This window comes from Leptolyngbya sp. PCC 6406, assembly GCF_000332095.2.
In the GTDB taxonomy this organism is placed as follows: Bacteria; Cyanobacteriota; Cyanobacteriia; order Phormidesmidales; family Phormidesmidaceae; genus PCC-6406.
Genome location: NZ_KI913950.1, coordinates 132,802 through 154,246 on the forward strand (window position 1 = coordinate 132,802; position 21,445 = coordinate 154,246).

The 21,445-nt window shown below is 54.0% G+C and carries 26 protein-coding genes and 1 pseudogene; 20 read left to right on the forward strand and 7 right to left on the reverse strand.

Going from position 1 to position 21,445, the window contains the following annotated elements:
• Positions 1-595 precede the first annotated feature (595 nt).
• Positions 596-841, forward strand: coding sequence for a hypothetical protein (locus LEP6406_RS31715; RefSeq protein WP_008319569.1), 246 nt, complete (start codon positions 596-598; stop codon positions 839-841).
• A gap of 84 nt (positions 842-925) precedes the next feature.
• On the opposite strand, the gene LEP6406_RS34555 is transcribed toward LEP6406_RS31715, so the two are convergent.
• Positions 926-1,081: a hypothetical protein gene (locus LEP6406_RS34555; protein ID WP_155834876.1), complete on the reverse strand. Its 156-nt coding sequence runs from the start codon at positions 1,079-1,081 to the stop codon at positions 926-928.
• A gap of 379 nt (positions 1,082-1,460) precedes the next feature.
• Here LEP6406_RS34555 and LEP6406_RS0225160 point away from each other — a divergent pair, with 379 nt between their 5' ends.
• The 3 genes from LEP6406_RS0225160 (at position 1,461) to LEP6406_RS0225170 (ending at position 4,246) form a co-directional block, all read left to right on the forward strand.
• A complete protein-coding gene (locus LEP6406_RS0225160) occupies positions 1,461-2,669 on the forward strand; it encodes a sodium-dependent bicarbonate transport family permease (RefSeq protein ID WP_008319572.1) in 1,209 nt (402 codons plus the stop codon).
• 84 nt (positions 2,670-2,753) lie between these two features.
• Positions 2,754-3,086 (forward strand): P-II family nitrogen regulator, encoded by a 333-nt coding sequence (locus tag LEP6406_RS0225165; RefSeq protein WP_008319573.1) that lies wholly within the window; start codon positions 2,754-2,756, stop codon positions 3,084-3,086.
• Positions 3,087-3,259: 173 nt separating this feature from the next.
• Positions 3,260-4,246: an IS30 family transposase gene (locus LEP6406_RS0225170; protein ID WP_008319576.1), complete on the forward strand. Its 987-nt coding sequence runs from the start codon at positions 3,260-3,262 to the stop codon at positions 4,244-4,246.
• A gap of 8 nt (positions 4,247-4,254) precedes the next feature.
• Here the strand turns inward: LEP6406_RS0225170 and LEP6406_RS0225175 are convergent, their stop codons facing one another.
• Complete coding sequence (locus LEP6406_RS0225175; RefSeq protein ID WP_008319579.1) at positions 4,255-4,794, reverse strand: hypothetical protein; 540 nt, start codon at positions 4,792-4,794, stop codon at positions 4,255-4,257.
• A 368-nt stretch (positions 4,795-5,162) separates the two neighbouring features.
• On the opposite strand from LEP6406_RS0225175, the gene LEP6406_RS0225180 reads away from it, so the two are divergent.
• Positions 5,163-5,828 carry a helix-turn-helix transcriptional regulator gene (locus LEP6406_RS0225180; RefSeq protein ID WP_008319580.1) on the forward strand — a complete coding sequence of 222 codons (666 nt, stop codon included), beginning with the start codon at positions 5,163-5,165 and terminating at the stop codon, positions 5,826-5,828.
• A gap of 172 nt (positions 5,829-6,000) precedes the next feature.
• Here the strand turns inward: LEP6406_RS0225180 and LEP6406_RS0225185 are convergent, their stop codons facing one another.
• Positions 6,001-6,945 carry an alpha/beta hydrolase gene (locus LEP6406_RS0225185; protein WP_008319582.1) on the reverse strand — a complete coding sequence of 315 codons (945 nt, stop codon included), beginning with the start codon at positions 6,943-6,945 and terminating at the stop codon, positions 6,001-6,003.
• A gap of 633 nt (positions 6,946-7,578) precedes the next feature.
• On the opposite strand from LEP6406_RS0225185, the gene LEP6406_RS29715 reads away from it, so the two are divergent.
• Positions 7,579-8,121: a winged helix-turn-helix domain-containing protein gene (locus LEP6406_RS29715; RefSeq protein ID WP_008318562.1), complete on the forward strand. Its 543-nt coding sequence runs from the start codon at positions 7,579-7,581 to the stop codon at positions 8,119-8,121.
• Between the two features lie 131 nt (positions 8,122-8,252).
• Positions 8,253-8,597, forward strand: a complete 345-nt coding sequence (locus tag LEP6406_RS0225195) for a reverse transcriptase family protein (protein WP_155834877.1) — start codon at positions 8,253-8,255, stop codon at positions 8,595-8,597.
• On the opposite strand, the gene LEP6406_RS0225200 is transcribed toward LEP6406_RS0225195, so the two are convergent.
• The 3 genes from LEP6406_RS0225200 to LEP6406_RS0225210 form a co-directional block, all read right to left on the reverse strand.
• Positions 8,594-8,929: a XisI protein gene (locus LEP6406_RS0225200; protein ID WP_008318565.1), complete on the reverse strand. Its 336-nt coding sequence runs from the start codon at positions 8,927-8,929 to the stop codon at positions 8,594-8,596. The two genes, LEP6406_RS0225195 and LEP6406_RS0225200, sit on opposite strands and share 4 nt — an antisense overlap.
• Positions 8,917-9,333, reverse strand: a complete 417-nt coding sequence (locus LEP6406_RS0225205; RefSeq protein WP_008318567.1) for a XisH family protein — start codon at positions 9,331-9,333, stop codon at positions 8,917-8,919. The genes LEP6406_RS0225200 and LEP6406_RS0225205 overlap by 13 nt, the downstream gene beginning before the upstream one ends.
• A 124-nt stretch (positions 9,334-9,457) precedes the next feature.
• Positions 9,458-9,706, reverse strand: coding sequence for a hypothetical protein (locus LEP6406_RS0225210; protein ID WP_027269440.1), 249 nt, complete (start codon positions 9,704-9,706; stop codon positions 9,458-9,460).
• 139 nt (positions 9,707-9,845) lie between these two features.
• On the opposite strand from LEP6406_RS0225210, the gene LEP6406_RS0225215 reads away from it, so the two are divergent.
• A complete protein-coding gene (locus LEP6406_RS0225215; protein ID WP_155834878.1) occupies positions 9,846-10,778 on the forward strand; it encodes a DUF3560 domain-containing protein in 933 nt (310 codons plus the stop codon).
• A 199-nt stretch (positions 10,779-10,977) separates the two neighbouring features.
• On the opposite strand, the gene LEP6406_RS0225220 is transcribed toward LEP6406_RS0225215, so the two are convergent.
• Entirely contained in the window at positions 10,978-11,544 is a 567-nt protein-coding gene (locus LEP6406_RS0225220) for a Uma2 family endonuclease (protein WP_027269441.1), read from the reverse strand.
• Positions 11,545-11,759: 215 nt separating this feature from the next.
• On the opposite strand from LEP6406_RS0225220, the gene LEP6406_RS30730 reads away from it, so the two are divergent.
• From LEP6406_RS30730 to LEP6406_RS0225275, 12 genes and pseudogenes are all read left to right on the forward strand, one after another.
• Complete coding sequence (locus LEP6406_RS30730) at positions 11,760-12,101, forward strand: hypothetical protein (RefSeq protein WP_008318577.1); 342 nt, start codon at positions 11,760-11,762, stop codon at positions 12,099-12,101.
• 15 nt (positions 12,102-12,116) lie between these two features.
• Positions 12,117-13,853 (forward strand): annotated as a pseudogene (gene recG, locus LEP6406_RS29720) (ATP-dependent DNA helicase RecG); the annotation flags it as partial.
• Between the two features lie 480 nt (positions 13,854-14,333).
• Positions 14,334-14,723 carry an AbrB family transcriptional regulator gene (locus LEP6406_RS0225230; RefSeq protein ID WP_008318580.1) on the forward strand — a complete coding sequence of 130 codons (390 nt, stop codon included), beginning with the start codon at positions 14,334-14,336 and terminating at the stop codon, positions 14,721-14,723.
• 157 nt (positions 14,724-14,880) lie between these two features.
• Positions 14,881-15,159 carry a hypothetical protein gene (locus tag LEP6406_RS0225235; RefSeq protein WP_008318583.1) on the forward strand — a complete coding sequence of 93 codons (279 nt, stop codon included), beginning with the start codon at positions 14,881-14,883 and terminating at the stop codon, positions 15,157-15,159.
• Between the two features lie 48 nt (positions 15,160-15,207).
• Positions 15,208-16,824 carry a hypothetical protein gene (locus tag LEP6406_RS0225240; protein WP_008318585.1) on the forward strand — a complete coding sequence of 539 codons (1,617 nt, stop codon included), beginning with the start codon at positions 15,208-15,210 and terminating at the stop codon, positions 16,822-16,824.
• A gap of 75 nt (positions 16,825-16,899) precedes the next feature.
• Complete coding sequence (locus LEP6406_RS29725; protein ID WP_008318587.1) at positions 16,900-17,523, forward strand: siphovirus Gp157 family protein; 624 nt, start codon at positions 16,900-16,902, stop codon at positions 17,521-17,523.
• A complete protein-coding gene (locus LEP6406_RS0225250; RefSeq protein ID WP_008318589.1) occupies positions 17,520-17,894 on the forward strand; it encodes a hypothetical protein in 375 nt (124 codons plus the stop codon). The genes LEP6406_RS29725 and LEP6406_RS0225250 overlap by 4 nt, the downstream gene beginning before the upstream one ends.
• A 7-nt stretch (positions 17,895-17,901) precedes the next feature.
• On the forward strand, positions 17,902-18,336 hold the full coding sequence (locus LEP6406_RS0225255; protein ID WP_027269442.1) for a hypothetical protein: 435 nt from the start codon (positions 17,902-17,904) through the stop codon (positions 18,334-18,336).
• A 3-nt stretch (positions 18,337-18,339) separates the two neighbouring features.
• On the forward strand, positions 18,340-19,191 hold the full coding sequence (locus LEP6406_RS0225260; protein WP_008318593.1) for a hypothetical protein: 852 nt from the start codon (positions 18,340-18,342) through the stop codon (positions 19,189-19,191).
• The gene (locus LEP6406_RS29730) at positions 19,164-19,937 is read left to right on the forward strand and encodes a hypothetical protein (protein WP_008318594.1); all 774 of its coding nucleotides are present in this window, start codon (positions 19,164-19,166) and stop codon (positions 19,935-19,937) included. The genes LEP6406_RS0225260 and LEP6406_RS29730 overlap by 28 nt, the downstream gene beginning before the upstream one ends.
• Entirely contained in the window at positions 19,934-20,596 is a 663-nt protein-coding gene (locus LEP6406_RS29735) for a Mov34/MPN/PAD-1 family protein (RefSeq protein ID WP_008318596.1), read from the forward strand. The genes LEP6406_RS29730 and LEP6406_RS29735 overlap by 4 nt, the downstream gene beginning before the upstream one ends.
• On the forward strand, positions 20,593-21,444 hold the full coding sequence (locus LEP6406_RS0225275; RefSeq protein ID WP_008318599.1) for a ThiF family adenylyltransferase: 852 nt from the start codon (positions 20,593-20,595) through the stop codon (positions 21,442-21,444). The genes LEP6406_RS29735 and LEP6406_RS0225275 overlap by 4 nt, the downstream gene beginning before the upstream one ends.
• The last annotated feature ends 1 nt before the right edge of the window (position 21,445 follow it).

Here is a 21,445-nt window from a genome sequence, read left to right on the forward strand (position 1 = left end):
AACTCGACTGGCACGGTGAGCGGGGGGTGAGTTTTCTGTAACTGGAGCTTCGGGAGATTGCTCGGCGGTGTTGTTAGCAACTGCGCTTGCCTACCCCCACGGTCCCAGCGAAGTCCTCCAAAAGCCTATGCTCTGAAGCACTATCGGCAGGCCAACGTGACGCCGCCGAACTCGCTAGATTGCTAGGTCGCATGGGTTACCTCTTAGCTCGTTCTGTTCCGGCAACTAAAGGCAAAAGTCTATGGTTCTGTCTTTAACCATATTCTTGAGTGTATGCTAAAGATCAGCGAATCCAACACCCTTTGGCGAGCAAGATTGCTTCAGATTAGCGAAAGTATTTTATAAAAAACACTTATCCTTTTGGCGCTATGACCACCATCCAACCAGTAAATTTAGCTATAGGCTTAAGAATATCGTTCAAAGCCAAAGCATAGATTTCCATCTTCTGCTCGATATCTATGTCAGGTTTGAGATGCCCAGTCTCTGTCCCTGAGACACTCTCCATTCACAGGTGAATTTCTGACAGGTGTTTCCGTCACGGGCGGGCTTTGGCTCGCCGCCACTACACACAACTGATCAGCATGGAGCAGACACCATGAACAAGTTTGAATCAACTAACCTGCGAACTCGATTTGACAACACCAGCGAAGGCTGGCTATTGCACATATATAGCGGCGATCGTCGCCTGCTCTGCGTACTCGATTCATCTCATGCCTGGACTTTTTTATGGGGCGTCTTCTTCGGTCTCCTACTAGCGGTGGGGTGGGGTAACCTCGTCAGTTACAGTCCATCCGCGACCTATGGGCCGACAACCATTCCCCCCGAAATGTGGATTGATTAGCTCCTACCGAATCCGAATTCAAAAACCCCTAATCAAGACGGGTATCCCGTAGGGGCAAACGACCGTTTGCTCCTACTCCTGTATTTATGGCCCAACGAGAGCGATCGCAGCTCTCGTGAAATTTTGCAGCAGTGCGACCTTGATAATTCCATTGCCAAATACACATAGACTCTGGAACTGCCTCAGATCGGCCAGGGACGACAGGTCGCGGATGCTCTGATGGCCAACGCCATGACCCATTGAGAAAACTCTGCGATCGCGATTTGTATTAGCCAAAAATATGTCAGGAGCTTTCAGTAAAAAGGAAAACTTATGATTTGGATTTGACATTGTGTTGCAAATCCATGCGGGAGAGCCAGAAAAGTCTGTGTCCTTCAGGATAGACTCAATCACATAGAGATTCAGGCATTGATAGACCAAACTCTATCGAAGGTGATGCAGAACACCGGCACCTTTCAGCCCTCTTCGGAGAGCGGCCCTCTCTAAAACCTTGTCGACAGGCATTTTTGTAACACCTGTGCTGTGGGGGTGAAGCGCTTCACCCCTACTTTTTTCAACTCTTTGAAGCTTACTCGTCACAATAGTCACTCTTCGTTAGAGGACGCGAAAGGAGGTTTCAGTGGATTTCTTGTCCGAGTTCTTAACAAATTTTGGGGCGCAGTTGCAGTCCCCGACCCTTGGCTTTCTGATTGGCGGTATTGTCATTGCTGCCCTCGGTAGCGAGCTGCAAATTCCCGATGCAATTTATAAGTTCATCGTCTTCATGCTGCTGATCAAAGTCGGTCTGACCGGCGGCATGGCGATCCGCAATGGCAATCTGGCAGAGATGCTGCTGCCCGCGTTGTTCGCCGTGGTAACGGGGATCTTGATCGTGTTCATCGGGCGCTATACGTTTGCCAAGCTGCCCAACATCAGAGTCGTGGATGCCGTTGCGACTTCGGGCTTGTTCGGTGCCGTGAGTGGTTCCACCATGGTCGCTGGCATAACGGTACTGGAAGGGCAAGGCATCGAATACGAGGCATGGGCTGGCGCACTCTATCCCTTCATGGACATCTCGGCGCTCGTGACGGCGATCGTCGTGGCCAGCATTTATACCGGCAAGCAGAAGCGCGAGAAGTATCTCAAAAACGAGAAGTATCTCAGAAATGAAGAGTATCTCGGCACGCAGCCGATTCCCACAGGCGGGGCTCCCATCAACCAGCCGGTTCCCGCAGTTGCCGTAGGCGGGGCTCCCATCGACCAGCGCAGTACTGCAGGCGGATATCCTGGCGAGGGTAGCGCAGGTGGGTATGCCAGCGGGTCGGGGGGCAGCATCCCAAGCAATCGAGTTCAAATCTGGCCCATCGTGAAGGAAAGCATCCAGGGTCCTGCCCTATCGGCACTGCTGCTTGGTCTTGCCCTAGGCATCCTAACCCGGCCGGAAAGTGTCTACGAGAGCTTCTACGATCCCCTCTTCCGCGGCCTGCTTTCGATCCTGATGCTGGTCATGGGTATGGAGGCATGGGCCAGACTCAACGAGCTGCGCAAGGTGGCTCAGTGGTACGCCCTGTATGCCTTTGTGGCCCCCTTTCTGCATGGGTTTATCGCCTTCGGTCTCGGCATGATTGCCCATTATGCAACGGGATTCAGCGCTGGCGGCATCGCACTCCTGGCCGTCATTGCCGCCTCCAGTTCAGACATTTCAGGGCCACCCACGCTACGGGCTGGTATTCCGTCGGCCAATCCCTCCGCCTACATCGGCGCGTCCACGGCCATCGGCACGCCGGTTGCGATCGCATTGTGCATACCGCTCTTCGTCGGGCTCGCCCAAGCGCTGACGGGTGGCTAATCCTAAACGGCTCCGGTCTGCCGGTGTTCCCCTGGCCCGGTGACCCAGTGGTTCAATGAATACATTTTTAAGGAGGTAACCTACATGGCTAAGCCAGCCAAAAAGCTCGTTATTATCACAGAGAAATTGCTGCTGAAAAAGATCGCCCAGATCATCGACCAAGCCGGGGCGACCGGTTACACGGTGTTGGAAACTGGCGGTAAAGGTAGTCGTAATATGCGCTCATCGGGACAGCCCAGCGTTTCCGACACCGAGTCGAATGTAAAGTTTGAGGTGCTTACCGAAAATCGGGATACGGCCGAAAAGATTGCGGATAGGGTCGCAACGCAGTTTTTCAATGATTATGCGGGCATTGCCTATATCTGTGACGCGGAGGTGCTGTACGGGCACAGTTTTTGTGGGCCAGATGGCTGTTGAAGTTCGACGACGCAGACCCAAAAAGCCGGGGCATGACTCCGGCTTTTTGGGATTTGATCGGCTGGGTTTTAACCGTAATTCCGCCAATTCTAGAATGAAGTGCATCACCTAGAAGCGTCCCGTAGAGAGGCTCATAGGATAGTCTGATGTTTCCTACAACAAAAAGACACCCTATGAGCTATATCCAGCTTAGCGCTTCTGAGCGAAATCAAGTTTACGAATTGAGAATGACAACCGCATTGTCGATGCGTGCTATTGCTCGGCAAGTTGGACGAGATCAGAGCACCATATCGCGAGAAATAGCCCGCAATCGAAGCGAAGGAGGACATTACTTACCCGACAGCGCCCATCAGAAAATGCAGGCTCGACGACAGCAATCAAAGACAGCTTTTAGTTGTGTAACAGAGAACTGTATTTTCGAGATCAAACAACGCCTGAAGCAGTACCACAGTCCTGAGCAAATCGCTGGACGACTGAAGCGAGAAGGCGGATCGCGGATCAGTCATGAAACGATTTATCAGATGATCTATGCCAACCATGAAGGCTTGAAGGAATACCAGAAGTATTTACGGCAGGGGCGAGGCAAGCGTCGTAAGCGAGGGGGCTGTAACTCAAGGCGTGGGCAGATCCCAGGGCGTATAGGGATAGAACATCGGCCTGCGATAGCGGATGCCAAGACTGAAATAGGTCATTGGGAAAGTGACACGATGATTGGGGGGAACCATAATGGCGTGATTGTGACCCACGTGGACAAAGCATCGAAGTTTTTAGTGGCTGGGCTAGGTAAAAATAAAACGTCTTCCGAAGTCAATAAGGTGACGATTGAGCGCTTCACTCAGATTCCAAAAACACAACGAAAAACGATGACATTTGACAATGGCAAGGAGTTTAGTGGTCATGCAGAGTTAGGCAAGGAGTTAGGATTATTGTGTTATTTTACCAATCCTTATCATTCCTGGGAGCGTGGATTAAATGAACATACGAATGGATTATTAAGACAGTTTTTTCCAAAGCAAACAAACTTCAGAATAGTGAAGCCAGAAGCATTAGAAAAAGCAGTCATACTGATTAACAAAAGACCAAGAAAATCGCTTGACTACAAAACACCATTCGAAGTATTCTGTCTAGATACACCAGGCACTGATGCACTTCAGATTTGAATTGGCGCTTAATCCAATTGCTCGTCAGCTTGTCTGGAAAACCAAGAATTCGCAATAAGCGCAATATCTTCCGGAACAGAGGAAATAAAAACGGAGCTATTTTCGGCAATCTCCATCACAGCTTCCGGTGTTTCAGTACCACTGCCAAAGAAAAAGGGAATAATAAGAACATAATCTTTGGAGCTGATGTCTTTGAACAAAGCAATTTGCCTAATGACATTCAGATTGATGATAAATTCTCTGTAATTTTCCGAAAAATCAGTCACCGCCAGCGTCCAAGTTCGAGTTTGTTCATCATATTGATTGATAACCGAATCCGTATACTTACCTTCTGTCCAGTCACGCAACCATGAACCAACGGCAAAACCCCATCTGCTGAATTTGTCAACTGTTTCATTGGTAATTTTATCTCCGTAATACTCTGCCGTTGATAGCCAATCTTCCCAGTCTCCGAACTGTGACGGAGGTACAACTTTATGGAGTAAAAATTGATCGAAAGCTCCTTTGCTGATTCGGATTTGAACAAAAAGTTGAGATGGTTCAGACATAGTTTCCTCCGAAGCAGATCACATATAGGGCACCTCGATAAATCGGCCTTATTGAGAATATCTTGACCCCACTTGAGAATGGGCAACGATATTATGAGGCTTTTAGGCGACGCAATCCTTAAGCAGATCTATTGTTCAAGGTGCCCTATAGGCAATTGTCGAGCCTTCACATTGCTCAGCGGCTACCGAAGACTTGCACCATAACACCAACCAACTTTGTAGTCCGCTGCAACGGCGTTGTTCTGCCGCGCTTGGAGCGAGAGCTTTAACCACTCCAAACGATACCACAGACATATCTTGTCAAGTGACACTTGACGCTCCGCCTAGTCAGGATGTAAAGTAATACTTGACAGTGAACAGGCAGCCCCATGAAAAATCGACTGAAAGAACTTCGACAACTGCATCAATGGTCACAATCTGACCTTGCTAGAGAGTTAGGAGTCAGTCGTCAGGCGGTGAATGGGTTTGAGTCAGGTAAATTTGACCCCAGCCTAGATATGGCATTCAAAATTGCCAACCTGTTTCAAGTCGCAATCGAAGATGTTTTCATTTACGAGGCAAAGCACTCTATGCAGACACTAGTTGAGCGGGTTAAAAATTTCTTTGGCTTTGAGTTTGGATTCGAGCGGTTTACGGAAAAGGCAATCAACGCACTCAATTTTGCTCGCAATGAGGCGACACGATCGCAGAACTCGCAAGTTGAACCCGAACACCTCCTGGCTGGCTTGTTGGCTGATTCAACCACCACTTCTGCTCGTTTACTTCGGGCCAACGGTGTGACGTTGGATATCGAAACCAATGAGCATTCGTTTGAATTTCGTGAGAATTTAGAGTTCAGTCCACAAAGTAAGTTCGTTCTAGAGCTTGCCCTGCAAATTGTTCGGCTTCAGGGTAAGAAGTCGATTGGAACGGAGCATCTCTTGTGGGGAGTAGTCCGACTCGCTGAAACAGACAAAGCTACTTTGAGCGAACTGTTTCAACGTTACGAAATTGATGCCGTAGCCTTGAACAATCAGCTCACAGAAACGGTTTAATTCAGGCTAAAGAACGACTCAAACTACCCTACACCTACTAGATCTTCAAGATCTTGGTAGGTGCTTTTTTGTTCATCCCACCAATAAGCTTCAAATCACTGCCGTCACCCGAAACGTAAGCAGCAGAACGACCAAGTTCACCGGACGCAAATAACCTTTGCCACTCAATCAATCAATTTGGCACGTTCCGGTGCCGCGACTGGTTAGACTCACGGCGCATTTCACTGCTATGAATAAATTGACTTATCCCTTCAACGAGTTCAGGCACAACTGGCAGCGTTGGGTCAGAATAGGAAGCATTTTGCTGTTCAGGGTCTAATGAAACAGCTTTTAAGACGTGATTCATCCCCTCAATAATTCTAAGCTCCGCATCCGGCTTAGCTATTTTCAGGGCTTGCGCCTCACTGACAGGTACTTGGATATCAGTTGTTCCTTGAACAATTAGAACAGGTACAGTGAGACGCCTAATCTCTTGAGCAGGGGTGTAGCGGAACCAGGAAATGAGGTAGGGTTGGACGCTCGATCTGTAGAGCATGTTTAGTTCTGGTGGAATAGAGGTCACTATGTTACCTTGCTCCAGAGCAGCAAGAATCTGCTCATTCTGTTGCCATAATGCATCTGGCAAGCTAGGTCGCAGTTGATCTCGTAAAACTTGTGATGCAGTTTGGGCAATTCCGGTGATTGATACAAAAGCATCTGCTCCGGTTTTTTGGGTTGCCAGCATTCCGATCAGAGAGCCTTCGCTGTGACCAATTACGGTGATGCTTGAGAAACGAGAATCTGCCTGCAATTGCTGAATCCAAAGTGCAGCATCTTCAACATAGGTATCGAAACGCAAATCAGCTTCTTCAAGTCCTGCGACTGCGCTTTCTCCAATCCCGCGCTTGTCATATCGGATTGAGGCAATGCCATGATCCGCTAATCCTTCAGCGAGGAGTTTGAGGCTATTATTCTGCCCAGCTAGAGGATTGTTTCCATTGCGATCAGTCGGACCTGAACCCGCAATGATCAGCACCACTGGCTCTGGCAGATTAGAAGTTGGAATAATCTGTGTGCCATAGAGAGTGCCTGTTGATGTTGTAATGTGAACCTCGGCAGGCGTTGAGGATTTTGTCATATAACCTACAAACAGCAGTGATAAAGGTAGAGCTATTAGACAGGGAAACAGACTTACAGAACGGCGAGAATTGGGGGATGTAAAGTGAAGCAATTTATATTGAATCCGTCAAATATTCTAATTTAATGAGATAAGGGAGTCTAACGGCTCGGTTCAGCGGACGCAGGTAAGCTTGACAACTCAATTAATAGAACTGAACCGTTCCGCTGCAACGGCGTTGTGTACGCCCAGCATGGGCGTGAACTAATGGGGTGAAAGTCCCCTGTGGGAGAACCAGCCATCCAAATGCTCGCAAGTCATAGGAGCCGAGAGATGGACAACCACTAGCTTAAGGCAAGGGCGTTTCCGCGAGGGAGGGTCTAGAGGAAGCCAGCGGCAAAAGTGCGAGCCGACGGACAGAAACGTCATATGAAGGCCGAGTCTCTGGGGCGAGTTGGCACAACACAACATAGGCGCAGCCTTCCCGAAGGGTAGCCCGTTGGTTCAGGGGATACGGTAAATGACGCGGTTGCGCATCGACAGTCCACGTTCTTATCTGGGGAGATCTGCCGCCTTGGCAGTCTTTGAGGCTAAGGGAGTCTGACTGATACCAAATCCGACTTGTATACCTCCGAAATAGTATAGGGTTGAGAGATGCCAAGACCCCTGCATCTCGAACCTCATTTTTCAGCCGACGAGCTCAAAGCGCGATATCGCGCTAGCCAAGACCCCGTCGAGTCTCGCCGTTGGCATCTACTGTGGCTGGTTCACACGCAAACGACCTTGACGGATGCGGCTAAAGCCGTTGGGTTGAACTACGACTACGCCCGCTCCGTTGTGAGAGATTACAACCGTTATGGCGCTGATGGCCTACGCAATCGCCGCAAAGATCAGCGACCCCAGCAATCTCGTAGTCTGCTCAACGCTGAGCAACTCAGAGACCTGGAGTCTCGGTTGCAATCGCCCCCGGACGATGACGGGGTCTGGAGCGGGCCAAAAGTTGCTCAGGTCATCGCTGAGGTAACCGGAGTGGTGAAGGTCTGGCCCCAGCGAGGGTGGGACTATCTCAAGCGCTTAGAGCAATCCCTGCAAGTGCCTCGTCCCCGTCATCGAAAAGGTGACCCTGAAGCCCAGGAGGCGTTTAAAAAAACTCCCAGAACGCACGTCGCCGGAGGCAGAAGTCAGCCGAGGCCATAGTAGTCAAATGCTGGCCTGTAATGGGTCAGACAAGGCGAAGGGCCGAACCCAATTGAATCAAAGGAGGAGCGATGGAAAACTCAGACGTTTTGCTGAACTCGTTCGGGGGAGAAACGGATTGGCGTGGAGTCATGCAGCCAGCCTTAGAGACGAACTTGATGGAGCGAATTCTTGCCCCAGAGAATCTGCACCGGGCATGGAAGCAAGTGAAGTTCAATAAAGGCGCACCCGGCATAGACGGGATGGTGCTGGACGAGTTTGCGTCCTATGCTCGGCTTCACTGGGACGAGATTCGCCAATCTTTGCGAGATGGCAGCTATCAACCTTCTCCGGTGCGGCGGGTCATAATCCCGAAGCTGAGAGGGAAGGGAGAGCGATTGCTGGGAGTCCCCACGATTGACACAAACTACTTGACATACCCGATTCGTAAGAATTCTCCCTATCCCGATTCGACTGCGCCACTACTGTACTTTTAAGCTGCTCCATACTCTGTGTATGGACGTTTATAAGGAGGCTGCAAGCCCAACACAATATCCTCTCTGGGCACACCCATTTCAACCAACTCCTCAGCCAGATTCTGGTCGGTCAGGTTCTGCTGGAGCCAAATTTTTCCATCTTTGATATCGAAATGAATAATACAGCGATAAACCCGGTTGAACTGTTCCCAACCCACATTCATCCACTGGTAATGATCCCGCTCAGTGTCAAAAATGAGTTGGACTTCGACCACATCGTCCGAAATATCATCTTTGGCATACTGGCTGAGTAACGTCTGAACGTATTTCCGGTATTGAGCTATTTTGTCCATTGCACAATCACCTCATTAGCTGGATCATACACAACTATCAAGACCTGATACCGTTTTACCGCACTTTGAGTGAACTCGTACTGAAAAAATGTTTGGTAAACATCCACTGGGATTGCCAGGTATAAACTTCGCTCCGGTTCAACAGACTCCAAAGCCAGACGGTAGCTGAGAAACTGCCCTAATGCAGCATAAAAATCCGTAATTGCAGAGGGATTTAAGAAGCTTTTGATCTCGACTGCTATTTTCTCCCCCGCCCGTTCTGCTGCAAGCAATCGCTCTGCACCCAAATCAACTTGAAAGTTGACGTTGCCAAACTTAAACCGAAGCGGATCGTCAGTAATCGTCCACTGCTCTTTTTGCAACGCGCGTTTTACAGCCTCATGGAAAACATCTTTGGCAGACACAGATCAAGCCTCGGTACTCCATTTTTATCATCATCCGTTTTCTGGTATGGACATCCTTTCCATTGCCAATAAATGAATGATTTGATACAAATAATTCTCTTCGGTTCCCCAAGATCCACCCAAATTAAGTTGTGCGAACATAATCGCGGAGCTGCGGATTGAGGAGAGCAACCATTAAATCAGCCACAATGGCATCTAGCTGGCCGTGCTCAAAGGTTGGCATCTTGAGGGTCAGGTATCCATCAGCATATTTAAGAGGCGGAGTACTGCGATCGCCTCTGCTTGCAGCCAGTTGTTGGTAATCTGCCCAGCTCATGGGGATAGTTGCCACTGAGCCATCTGGTAAAGATTTGATAGGTGCGATCGCGATCATACCTTTGCACCAAAGCAATTCTCTTTCATTGATTATAGGTTGCCCAACAGCGGCAACTGTTGCTGGAGTTTGGCCAAGGCTTTAACCTGCCCGCCTTGGTCGATGCGGGATAGGGCTGCTAGCGCCGCCGGGGGGAGATGTGAATTCCCCCAATCCCATGGACCATGCCGCTGCTACCGCATTCCTGAACCAGCAAGGGCTCACCATCACCGAGTCCCAAACGACCCCTAAACGTCGGGGAAAACAGCCTAAACCCGTGTGGTTGGTGACCGGTCGGGTGGCTCCCTTCCGGAGCGTGCTCTATGACTTGGGGGGCAATACCCGCTTCACGGGACGCAATACCTTTAGCTTCTGGGATGATCCCACAGTTGAACTGGCTGAGGCGATTGAGGAGCAAGGCGAAGAGACCCTAGAAGTACAGGTAGAGGCCCGCAACCAGCGCTCAGCGCAACGGGCGCAGCGGTATCAAGAGCGGGCCGTCAAGCAACGTGCTGAGGGCGAAGCGGCTTACCGTCGCTCCAATGCGGCGGTGGAAGGGATTTCCGTGGGTCAGCCTATCCTGGTGGGACACCATAGCGAAAAGGGCCATCGCCGTGCCCTTAATCGTGCCCATAAAGCCATGGATCAATCAGTGGCTGCGGCTCGGACGGCAGAGGAATTGAGCCAGAGGGCAGCGGGTAGTGAGGGTCAGATCCGCCATCGTCAGTCGAAGGAGTATATCGGCAACCGTCTGAAGGAAGCTGAGGCCAATCAACAGGAAGCACAGCGGTTGTTGGATCGCTACCCGAACCATACGCGCTATCAGCTCCAACTCCAGGATGCTCAAGCAGCGATCGCCCACTGGCAGCAGGCGCTAGCGGCAGCGGGTGGGGTGTTGACCAGAGCGGATATCGCCAAGGGGGATTGGGTGCAGTATAGCCATACCTGGTATGAGGTGCTGCGGGTAAATGCCAAGTCAGTGACGATTAAGGGTTGGTTGGGGGTGGAGACCATGACCTGGCGAGCGGAATATCACAAAATTCAGGCTCATGTGAGTCGGGCACAGCGGCAGGAAAAGGAGCGAAAGGAATAGGGGGGATTATACTGAGTCATTCTGTCTAGGTGACAGACCCTCTCTTAAGTATATCTACTCAGGTCACATGGCCGACTCTCGTTGCCCAACCGTGCCATTTACCGTCTCCCGTGAACCAGTGGAAGGCTCAGTTTAAACCCATGCCCAATCTATCTCGTCGTCACTTCACTTCCTCATGGAGTGGATTGCCCTAATCGCACTACCGACCAGCATTCAAAATGAGATTGACAGTCAACTTGAGGTTAGGGAATATGGAAGAAATGATCTCTCCTTGTCCGGTAAACGCCTGTTCTTGGTAGACTTGTCCTTGAAGCGTTAATACCAGTATCACGTGGCGTTCGGGATCGATTAACCAATATTCAGGAATGCCCCGATCAGCATATTCTTGGCGTTTTTCAATATAGTCTCTGTCGTAATTTGGCTCTCCAGGTTTGCCGGGTGACACAACTTCAACGACGAGTAGCGGGGGGGCTTGGTCGTAGGCTAGAAGCGATTGCTTTTGGGTAATGACGGCATGATAAGATGCTTCAGAATGGACGGTTAAATCAGGATCTCGCGCCGTAACTTTGGTGGAGCTAACCGCAATGAGATGCTTGTTGCCAAGGCGGTAGGGGGGAATCCCTTGCTGGGCAAAGACGATCGCGAGAAAAAACACGATCGAGATATTTAATGCTGTCTCCGCACCCGTATCAACTAATACACCATCCACCAATTCGTAGCGAGTATTAGTGTCGTCGTCATAATTGAGATACTCCTCAAAGGTCATTCGTCGATTTGTATGGCAGACGGGCTGCCCAGAGAGTATCGTCATAGATGATCGAGCCTCATGGGTCTGCTAATAGCAATAATTCTAACAATAAGGTGATGCCCCTCACCCATCCCTTGATTCTAGGCATGGACACAAACTGCTTTACAAACCCCCCTGAATAGCCAACCCGAAACGCTATCGCGGGTTGGGGGTGATGCATTCAATCACCCCCGATGGCAAAGCCCTCAACCCGCCGCCCCCAGCGGAGACCAACCGCCGCCGCCGCCCTAGCTAAGCTGGGATTGCATAGCCCCCTAGACCTGCTGCACCACTATCCCAAACGGCATGAGCACTACGAATACAAACCCCTAGAGCAGATTCAAGCCGGAGAGTGCGTCACCGTCATCGGTAGCCTCGTTCACCACAGTATTCGCCCCGCCAAACAGGGCCAACTAATCGTGCAGCGGTGGGCGATCGCCAGCCGTGATCACCGCCATCGCCTGCTGTGTACCCATTTCCATAAAGCCGAACCGCCCTACACCTCACCGGCATGGCAACGACAACAACAGCAGTAATATGCCAAAGGGTGCCGGGTACAGATGAGGGGTGCCGTCAAATACGACAACTACACCCACTGCCTCACCATCAACGCCAAAGCAGTGCAGCCGGTGTCGGCTCATGAGATAGCCCAGGTGCCCAAGCTGACCCTGCAACCCGTGTATCGCCTGAGCCGAGGGATAGATGCCGAAGACCTGCGACACCGGATCCAAGTCGCCCTGGCCCAGACCCCCCTACCCGACGACCCCCTGCCCGCCAAAGTCAAACGGCGCTATGGCTTGGTGGACCTGAAGATCGCCCTAAAGCAGATCCACTTCCCTGAAACCGAAACAGAACTAGAAGCCGCCCGCCAGCGCCTCGTGTTCGATGAATTCTTCTACCTGCACCTAGCACTGCTGCTGCACCGGGGCCGCACCCCCGTGGCCCCAGGTCGCCCCCTGAAACTAGAACTGCTGGGTCAATTCCAAGCCAACTTGCCCTTCACCCTGACCCAGGCCCAACAACGGGTGATTGTCGATATCCTGGATGACTTGGCCCAGCCCTTTCCCATGAATCGCCTGGTGCAGGGAGATGTGGGATCCGGCAAGACCGTGGTAGCGGTAGCCGCCTGCCTTGCAGTCATCGCCCAGGGTCACCAAGCTGCCCTGATGGCCCCCACCGAAACCCTAGCTGAGCAGCACTACCACAAGGTCAAGGGCTGGCTGAAGCCCTTGGGAATGACGACCGCATTGCTGATGGGCGCAACCCGAGCTAAAGCCAGGAGAGCGCTGCTGGCGGATTTGGCTAGCGGCCAGATTGATTTAGTTGTGGGCACCCATGCCCTAGTCAGCGCCAACGTCACCTACGCTAACTTGGGTCTGGCCGTGATTGATGAACAACATCGCTTTGGGGTGAAGCAACGCAATGCCTTAGTGGCCAAAGGCCCCAATCCCCACCTGTTGAGCATGACCGCCACCCCCATTCCCCGCACCCTGGCCTTAGCCCTGCATCAGGATGTGGACGTGAGCCTGATTGACGAGCTGCCCCCTGGTCGTAAAGCCATCATCACCCAAGTGCTGGGGCCAGAGGGGCAAGGGCAAGTCCAGCGCTTGGTGAAGCTGCAACTGGCGATGGGATTTCAAGCCTACGTGGTGTTGCCCCTGGTAGAGCGCAGCACTGACGGAGAGGTGAAGTCGGCCCAAGAAGCCTACGCCCAATATCAACAAGCCTTTGCCGACTACCAAGTGGGACTGCTCCATGGACGCATGACTACCCAGGCCAAAAGTAAAGCCCTCAATGCCTTTCGCGCTGGCCAAAGTCAGATTCTAGTGTCAACGACCGTGATTGAAGTCGGGGTAGATGTACCCAAGGCCACGGTGATGGTGGTGGAGCAAGCGGAACGGTTTGGGTTGGCCCAACTGCATCAACTGCGGGGTCGGGTGGGGCGCAGCGGTGACCAATCCTATTGCCTACTTATTGATGGAGCCGGGACAGCCGCCAGTCAAGAGCGCCTGAGCATTCTGGCCCAGCACCAAGACGGCTTCAAGATAGCCGAAGCCGACTTGCAGATGCGGGGAGCCGGGGAAGTGTTGGGTCAAAAACAGACCGGGATTCCCCAGTTTGCCCTAGCGGATTTGGTCAAAGACCGAGACCTATTGCCCTTAGCCCATAGCGCGGCCCGAGGCGCAGTCGCCAAAGGAGAACGGCTCCAGTGTTGGCCCCGGTTGCTGGCGGAGGCCCAGCGGCGCGGGCATTTAGAGCGAGCATTGCATCAGCCCCATTTGAACTAGGGGCGCGGTAGCCGCAGGTGCAGCGAGAACACCTGATGGGGTGGGATGACATTAATGGCATAAACCCGATCCCCGATGCCGTGTCTCCCTGATCCCAAAATAGGGTTTGCCCCCAGGTTGGGTGAGGAAGCCACCTTATCATTGCAGCCCCGGTTTTGGGCGTTGCCAATCTACAAGTGTGTTGAAGTGCATTGGCAATTCCATCAATTCCACCAAACCCTAATCCCTGATGGTTACGGCCCTGTAGGGGGTTACTTTATCCCATCTAGAGTTGCCCTTACCCTTGCCTTCGCCACACAGCTATAGAGATGTTCGATGCCCCTGATGGCCGACGCTGGATTCAAGCCTAGGGAACCGCTAGTCTAATCGGATATTCCCCCTAGACGGGCTGAGTCATATCAGTAAAAATCCAATTATTCTACAGAATCTTATTTACTCTGTAGAATAGTTGGGTGAATTATCAAAACTGAGGTTTTCTAGATGACCGTAGCAGAAATAGCTCCTTTGACAGGTAAAGAACTACTGCAAAAAGTCAAGGAGTTGAGTGAGCTGAGTAAACGGGATACGGCTAAAGCCTGTGGGTATTACAGCACCACCAAAACGGGTAAAGCCCGCATTGACCTGACCGGCTTCTACGACGCCCTACTAGCGGCCCGAGGCATTTCCCTAGAGCCCGAGAAAAAGAAAGATGGTCGGGGTCGGGAGGCCAGTTATCGGGTCGGGGTACATAAAAATGGTCAGATCGTGATTGGCTCTGCCTACACCCAAGAGATGGGATTGAACCCCGGCGATGAGTTTGAGATTAAGGTGGGCTATAAGCATATCCACCTGAAGCAATTGAGCGAAGGCCAAGCTGGCGAAGAAGAATAGCCCCTCAGGCTAAACTTGCCTTGACTCAAGGGTAAATTGCAGCCCTCCAAAGCCTCCCCTGGTTCTATCTAGGGGAGGCTTTTTGCGAGGGACTGGAGCGATGGCCTGAGCGCCGCTACCGCGCTAGGGGATGACGTGACGAAAGGGATCATGCCCGATGCCCCCTACCTTGATCTCGCAGAAACAAGGCGTATGCTTCTGCAACTTCACCCTAATTAACCAGGGTCTTGACCACATCCGCTTCTATGTGGACTTGCTGCACCACCCCGGAGAGTTTGATTTCAACGATATGGATGCCTTCCTCAAAGGCTCCGTCACCCCGCTCGTGTGGCAGCAGACCCGGCGGTTGAAATTGACGATTAATACCCCCGAAGCAGGGGCCATCAACTATCACTGCTGGCTCAGAATTCAGGGCGACCTGCCCCAAGTCAGTTAATGGTCCTGAGTAGGGCTTTTTTTGTCCCCTGAGTATTGAGAAAAACCCATGACCGCTGAACCCACTGCCCGACCAATTGTGGTGCTGATGGATGGCCTAGGGTGTGATAGCTCCACGATTGGTCACCTCTGGGCCACCCGCCCCGAAACTCGATTGCTGCCCAACGGAGAACGGTTTGAGCTAGAGCAACTGGTGGTGCTCACCAGCCAAACGCTGAACGAGTGGTGGCACACGGGCTACTTAAACGAGACCTATAAATACCCTGTCTTTGCCCAGCAAGGCATCCGCACCGTGCAGATCATGCGAGCTGGCCCCAGTTGCAGTGAGGGCTATGTGACCCTGGAAGATACTCGCAGCCCGAAACGGTGCTGGATACGGGGCTATCAAGCGGATCCCGCCCATCCCCTCCCGCCCCTAGACCCAAGGGTGTTGGACTTCATGTCAGCCGCAACCCTGGTGCAGCAATTCCCAGCGCTGCCCCACCATGCCCATGGGGGCTATGGCCTGTCCGATGAACTGCTCAGGGGGGCCACTATTCCCCAGTTTGGCGAAGCGCGTCGGCAATGCTCCCCCAAGTTCAAACACCTCGGCCAAGACCAATGGGTACTAGATGAAGTTCTGAATCAAGGCTATGGCCTAGGCCAAGAACTGCTTCAGCGGGGGATTGTGCCCCAGTACAGCAGTAAAGGACAACTGTGCCAAAACCATTTCAAGGCAGACCCTTTAGGCCGCTGGCTGGATAGGGCCGGTCTGGGACAAGAACTGCTGCGCAGCGGCGTAGTGCCCCAATATGTCCAGGGCCGTCGCCGCTGTAGCCATAAGACCAAAACGGAACCCTGTGCATCTTGGCTAGAGATCCTAGAGCCCCCCATGGCCCCCCGCCCGACGGAACCAGAAAGATTGCCAACGGTGTACGTAGCGATTGGCTTCACCCTCGGGGAAGAACGTCGCCGCCAGCGGGGAGACCTCTCTGAGGCCAAGCGCACCCCAAAGGGAACCTCCCAGGTGAAGCGCATCAACTTCTATCCGCTGATGGAGAACTTGGCGATGGCGCGGGGGGACACCGAAGCCCATGCCCGCCGTGAGATCGCCCAGGGCAAAGAAGACTGGTGGCGCTCAGCCTGCGTGTTTTGTCCCTTCTCGGGCATTGCGGGACCGAAGGAAGAGGTGCTGATGAAGCATCGTCGCTACCCCGCAGAGTCCGGCTTTGCCCTGCTAGTGGAACAGGTGGCTCGACGGTTGAACCCCAAACAAACCCTCTATCCCCAAGGTCGGAGCTTGGCCCAAATGCTGCAAGAGGATGGCAATCAAGCCGCCTTGGATAACCTGGAGTCGCGCCTAGCCAGCTTGCCCTGGGCGCTGTACCGGGTGCAGCGCATCGTGGGGACAGCGGTGCCCTGGCGTCGGGTGCAGATGTTGGGGGCAGGGGGCAGGGGAGATATGGAGAGGCAACTGCGGAGTATAGGCCCGCAGTTGGGAGGGCAGTTGTCCCACCAGCCGGATGGGTTTTGGCGGGTCTGGATTGAGCAGCGCCAGGAATCGGGGGTGCGGATTGAAGATATGGTGACCATCGCTCCAGCCTTGGTTCAGGAGAAGCATCGAAGGGGGTGGATGAAGATGTGGGGTCAGTACCACAGCCCGCAGCAGCAACTGTCTTTGCTCTGAGGGCTGGCGATAGAAGCGGGCGATGGGGGCCGCTATCGCTGGGGAGGGAAGCCGTTATTCAATCCCCTTGAACCCATGGTTGTCCCTTCCCAACGACGAGCTACCCCGCCCCCGAGTGTTGTAGAACGTTCCTTGAGCTTGGTGAGTCGTAGTGCTGCCCGACTGTGGCGACTGCTGAACGATAGCCCGGATGCTGAGACTGAAGCCGAATTGCTAGAGCAACTGTGGCAAACCCAAGCCCACCAGGCCCAGGCGGTGGATGACCATGTGGCCCTGCGACACCACATTGATGCGGAACTGGCTGCCCTCCAAGCCCGCCGCGATCGCCTGATGGCGGTGCATGACCAAGCCCTAGAGCGCCTCAGCCGCTGGGCAACGACCTTGGATCAGCGGATCTTGACCCTGAACCAGATGGGCACCATTGGTAGAGAAGTGGTCGGTCAAACCTACCGGATTCGGATCAAACTGAATCCCCCGGCCTGCCAAGTGCTGGATGAGGCAGCGGTGCCTGAGGAGTACGTCACCGTTGAAGTCAAAGAGAGCACCAAGGTCAATAAGCAAGCCATCAAAGCGGCCTGGAAGCAGGGCAGGCCAGTGGCGGGTACAGAGGTCACCCGGAAGCAAAAAGTGGTCTACGAAATGGCCCCCACCAGCTTAGAGCGCATGGCGATGGATGCGACGGGGATGAACGAGCCATGACCCAGTCCCCAGCCCCAGAGGTGACCCCAGCGCGCAACTATGACTGGGCTGTGGTGCCCTATAGCCTCCAAGTGCATTGGCTCGCCCCCAGGGAAGGCCAGCCGCGCCAGGTGATGATTGCCGTGACCACCTACGACGATGCCCCCCTAGCCCGCTTGCTGGATGCCAGGGAATTGGGACCCTTACCCGAAGCGCTGCATCAGCTTTTGCAGGACTTGCAGGCATCCCTAGCGATTCGGGCTTTGCACTATGAACAACGGCTGCGCCAGCAGGGCAAGGGTCGCCCCCCCCAGAGCACCGCCGCCCCCAGCCGCCCCCGCAGCACAACCGATGCCGAGGGCCTGACCCAAACCCAAATTAATCTGTTTTGAAGGAGGCATGATTGCTATGGCCCATACCCTAGTAGTCCTTGAGGGGCAACAGCATCAAATCCCGTCGGAGATTGCAGCGAGTGATGAACTGTTGCTAAAACTGTTCGGCTCTATCAATCCCGCCCTAGCCCAGGCAGAAATTAAACGCAGTGCTACCCAGGTGGAGTTGATTGCGCGTAAAGGGAGTAAGGGAACCGGGTTAGGGGCAAGGTTAGCCCAGTTGGATGCTGAGCCGATGGGTTTGGATCCGGCGACCTGTGCCCATGCCGCCCTGCAATACCACGAGTTTTGGGTGGGGATTGATGCGGAGAATGCCAGCGAGATCTCAGGGGCCATCACCCGTGCCTTGGCGGTGAGCTGCCAACAGCAACAGCATCGACGCACGACCCTCAGACGGCTGCACCAAGCCCCTGGGGTTAGCACCTTAGTGGTGGGGTTTTGAGCCATGGTGCCCTTCAAAGTTGCCACCAGTCGGGCCGAGGCCCAGTATCGCCTCCAGTGCTACCGCGATCGCCGGGTGTTGCTCCCTGCCATGGCCCAGATGGCCTTGGAAACCAGCTTGGCCCACTACCAGGTGCTGGCCCTCTACCAAATCCTGATGCCCGCAGCCTTTGCTCGCCATGGTCCAGAGGAGCGCTACTGCACTGCCGATGACGGGTATGACCTGGAGAACGCCCACAGTCGTCATGAATTGGGCCTGATTCGGCAGATTAACCAACGCTTGCCGACGGGGGAGTACTGGCCTGATTTGGGGACTGAGACCTTGCTGAGTGAGGGGTTACCCATTTTGGATATGGGCATTGATATTCACCAAGAGGAACTGCTGGAACAGTGGATGCTCCCCGTCATCGCCCTGCTGCCCTTGAGTCAGGAGGGGCGTTACCTAATCGATGCCCTTGATGTCGAGGATTGGTATGTCCAGAGGGTGGGCTTGGCGTTGGCCGCCATCTCAGCTTGGCCCCCAGTGGAATTCACCGTCTCGTTTCGCCGCCGCCTGCGTCAGCGCTTTAACCAAGAAGCGATGCCCCTACGGTTTGTGCCGATGCTGTTGGCCTTGGTGGATAAAGCAACAGGCAACCTGTGGCTGGATACGGTCAATCGCCCGGAATGGGGGGTTGAGTTTGCCCACTTCATGGCTTGGACCCCCGCAGCGGTGCAGGAGGCAGAGGTGCAATGGCGTAGAGCCCAGGACTACCTCCACAAAGTCCAAACCCTGATTGATTGGCTGGAAGCTGACTTTAGTACCCGTATACAGGAGGTGATCCGGCTATGGAACAGCCTACAGAGCCAGACCTAACCCTGAGTCCTGACCAATTGCAGCGGGTGCAGGAGCACTTACTTCACCCCCTGGCCATAGATACCTGGCAGCACTTCGAGGCCGCCATTTTGATGGGTGCGGATCAGTACCTCTATGTGCGCCGCACCCAGCGCTGTCCCCTCAGCTTGAGCTACAAATGCTTGTCCCCTGAAGCATTGGAGCGAGCCTTTCACTTGGCCCAGATTGATACGGGGTGGTTGGCCCCAGGGGTTGTGCGGTCGGGGATGGCAGCGGCGGGGGATTGGGCAGTGTTGGTGATTCCCCGACAATGCCATGCCTTGGTGATTGCAGGCGAGGCCGGGGAACTCAGGTTGAAAGTGCCCCTGCCGCCCCTGGTGTTGGTGGGGTTAGGACAGACCTATTGGCTGTGGGCGATTCCAGATAAAACCTTTAGCCCCCAGAGCCGGATGATGCTGGCCCCGCTGCCCAATACCAACCCCTACGCCCAGGTGCCGGGGGAGATTTGCTGGGGCAGTAACCAACCCCCTTTGGCCTCTGCCCAAAGCCTACCTCAAGCCTGGGACTTGTTCGTAACCAGCCCCTTCACCCGCCACTCGGTGCGGGGCAAATCTCGGCAATACCCAGACGACATCATTCAGCACCTCCATCGGTTGCAGGGCCGTAGGAGCTACCCCAGTGAAGACCTGATTCCGGCCCCTGGCTTACCGCCGTTGTCTATCGAGCAAGGGCTGAAGGTGCTACTTAACCCGGAGTACTCAAGATGACTATGACGACTGTTTCGTTACGACAATACCGATTTCACTATCCCCATCACCCCGCCCCGACCCAGTCCCAGGGCAGCTTGTTGGACTATTGGGTCGCGAGTAATGGGGTCTTTGCCTTGGCCCAGCGCCCTGGCCTGAGTGCCCTGATGCCGATCTCGGCCCACAGCCAACCTATTCCTGGACTAGGGCCACTCCAGCCCTGGTTGAAGCTGCCCCTAGTGCCGATCTCCCTGGTGCAGCGGATGGTGACCCTGGCCCAAGCCGCATTGCCCAATGAAATCCTATTTCATCTGGTGCTGGCCCCTGGGGGCGGGGATTGGGGGTTAACGGTGCCCCGGCAAAGCCAAGGCCCTAACCACTGCAAACCCTTGGATACGGGGCCAGATTCCAGTGCTCACCGGGCTCTGATGGAGGTTCATAGCCACGGCACCCACCCGGCCTACTTCTCTCGCACGGATGACCAAGATGAACGCAGTGGGTTTCGCCTCTATGGAGTCCTAGGCCGCTTGCACCAAGGGCAACCGGAACTGTTGCTGCGGGTGGGACTGATGGGTCACTTCTGGGTGGTGCCGATGGCTGCGGTGTTTAGCCCCGGTGAGGCCGGAGTGCGAGATAGGGCTCCTGCCCATGCTGTGTACTACGGAGTTGATTCACCATGAGCCTAGCGCTGAACTTAGACATTCTCAATGCGCGCCCCGTGGTGCTGCCCCCGGCTCCCCAGGTGGAGTTGTGGCTAATTGGCTGTGGTGGCACGGGGTCTTTCTTGGTGCAACTGCTGTGCCGAGTGGTATTGATGCTGCAAGAGCAGGGACGAGGGGCCAAGCTGGTGTTGGTGGACCCGGATGGGGTGGAGGCTAAGAACATTACCCGGCAATGCTTTTGTGGGGCAGAGGTGGGTAGTAATAAGGCCCATACCCTGGCTCGACGCTATGGTGCGGCGCTGGGGTTGCCCATTACTGCGATCGCTGAGCCCTTCAGTCCCCGAATGCCGGATTGCGGTCGCCAATGTCTGACGGTGTTGTGTGGGTGTGTGGACAATGCTGAGGCCCGCAGGAGCATCCTGGCGGCCCTGGATCTGGGTAACAGTCGCCGGGATCTGCCCATGACGTGGTGGATTGATGGGGGTAATAGTGAACACCATGGTCAGGTGTTAGCGGGCAATTGCACTTCCCTCGATCTCCAGGACTATGGCCTAGATGCGGAGAGCTGTCTGTATCTACCTGCCCCTAATGTGCAGGCTCCAGAGTTGTTGGTGCCTCGACCGGAGGAAAGGCTAGCCTCTGCCCCCTTATCCTGTGCTGAGTTGGCTATGGCCAATGCCCAGAGCTTGATGGTGAATCCCCAGGTGGCAACGGTGATGGGTCGCTTTGTGCTGGATTTGTTGACGGGGCATCTGGAGCGCTTTGCCACTACCTTTGACCAGCGCACGGGAACGATGGCTTCTCAATACAGCAGTCCTCAGGGGATCCGGGCTATGGTGCAGCGTCACGCCAGGGGGACATCCTGAG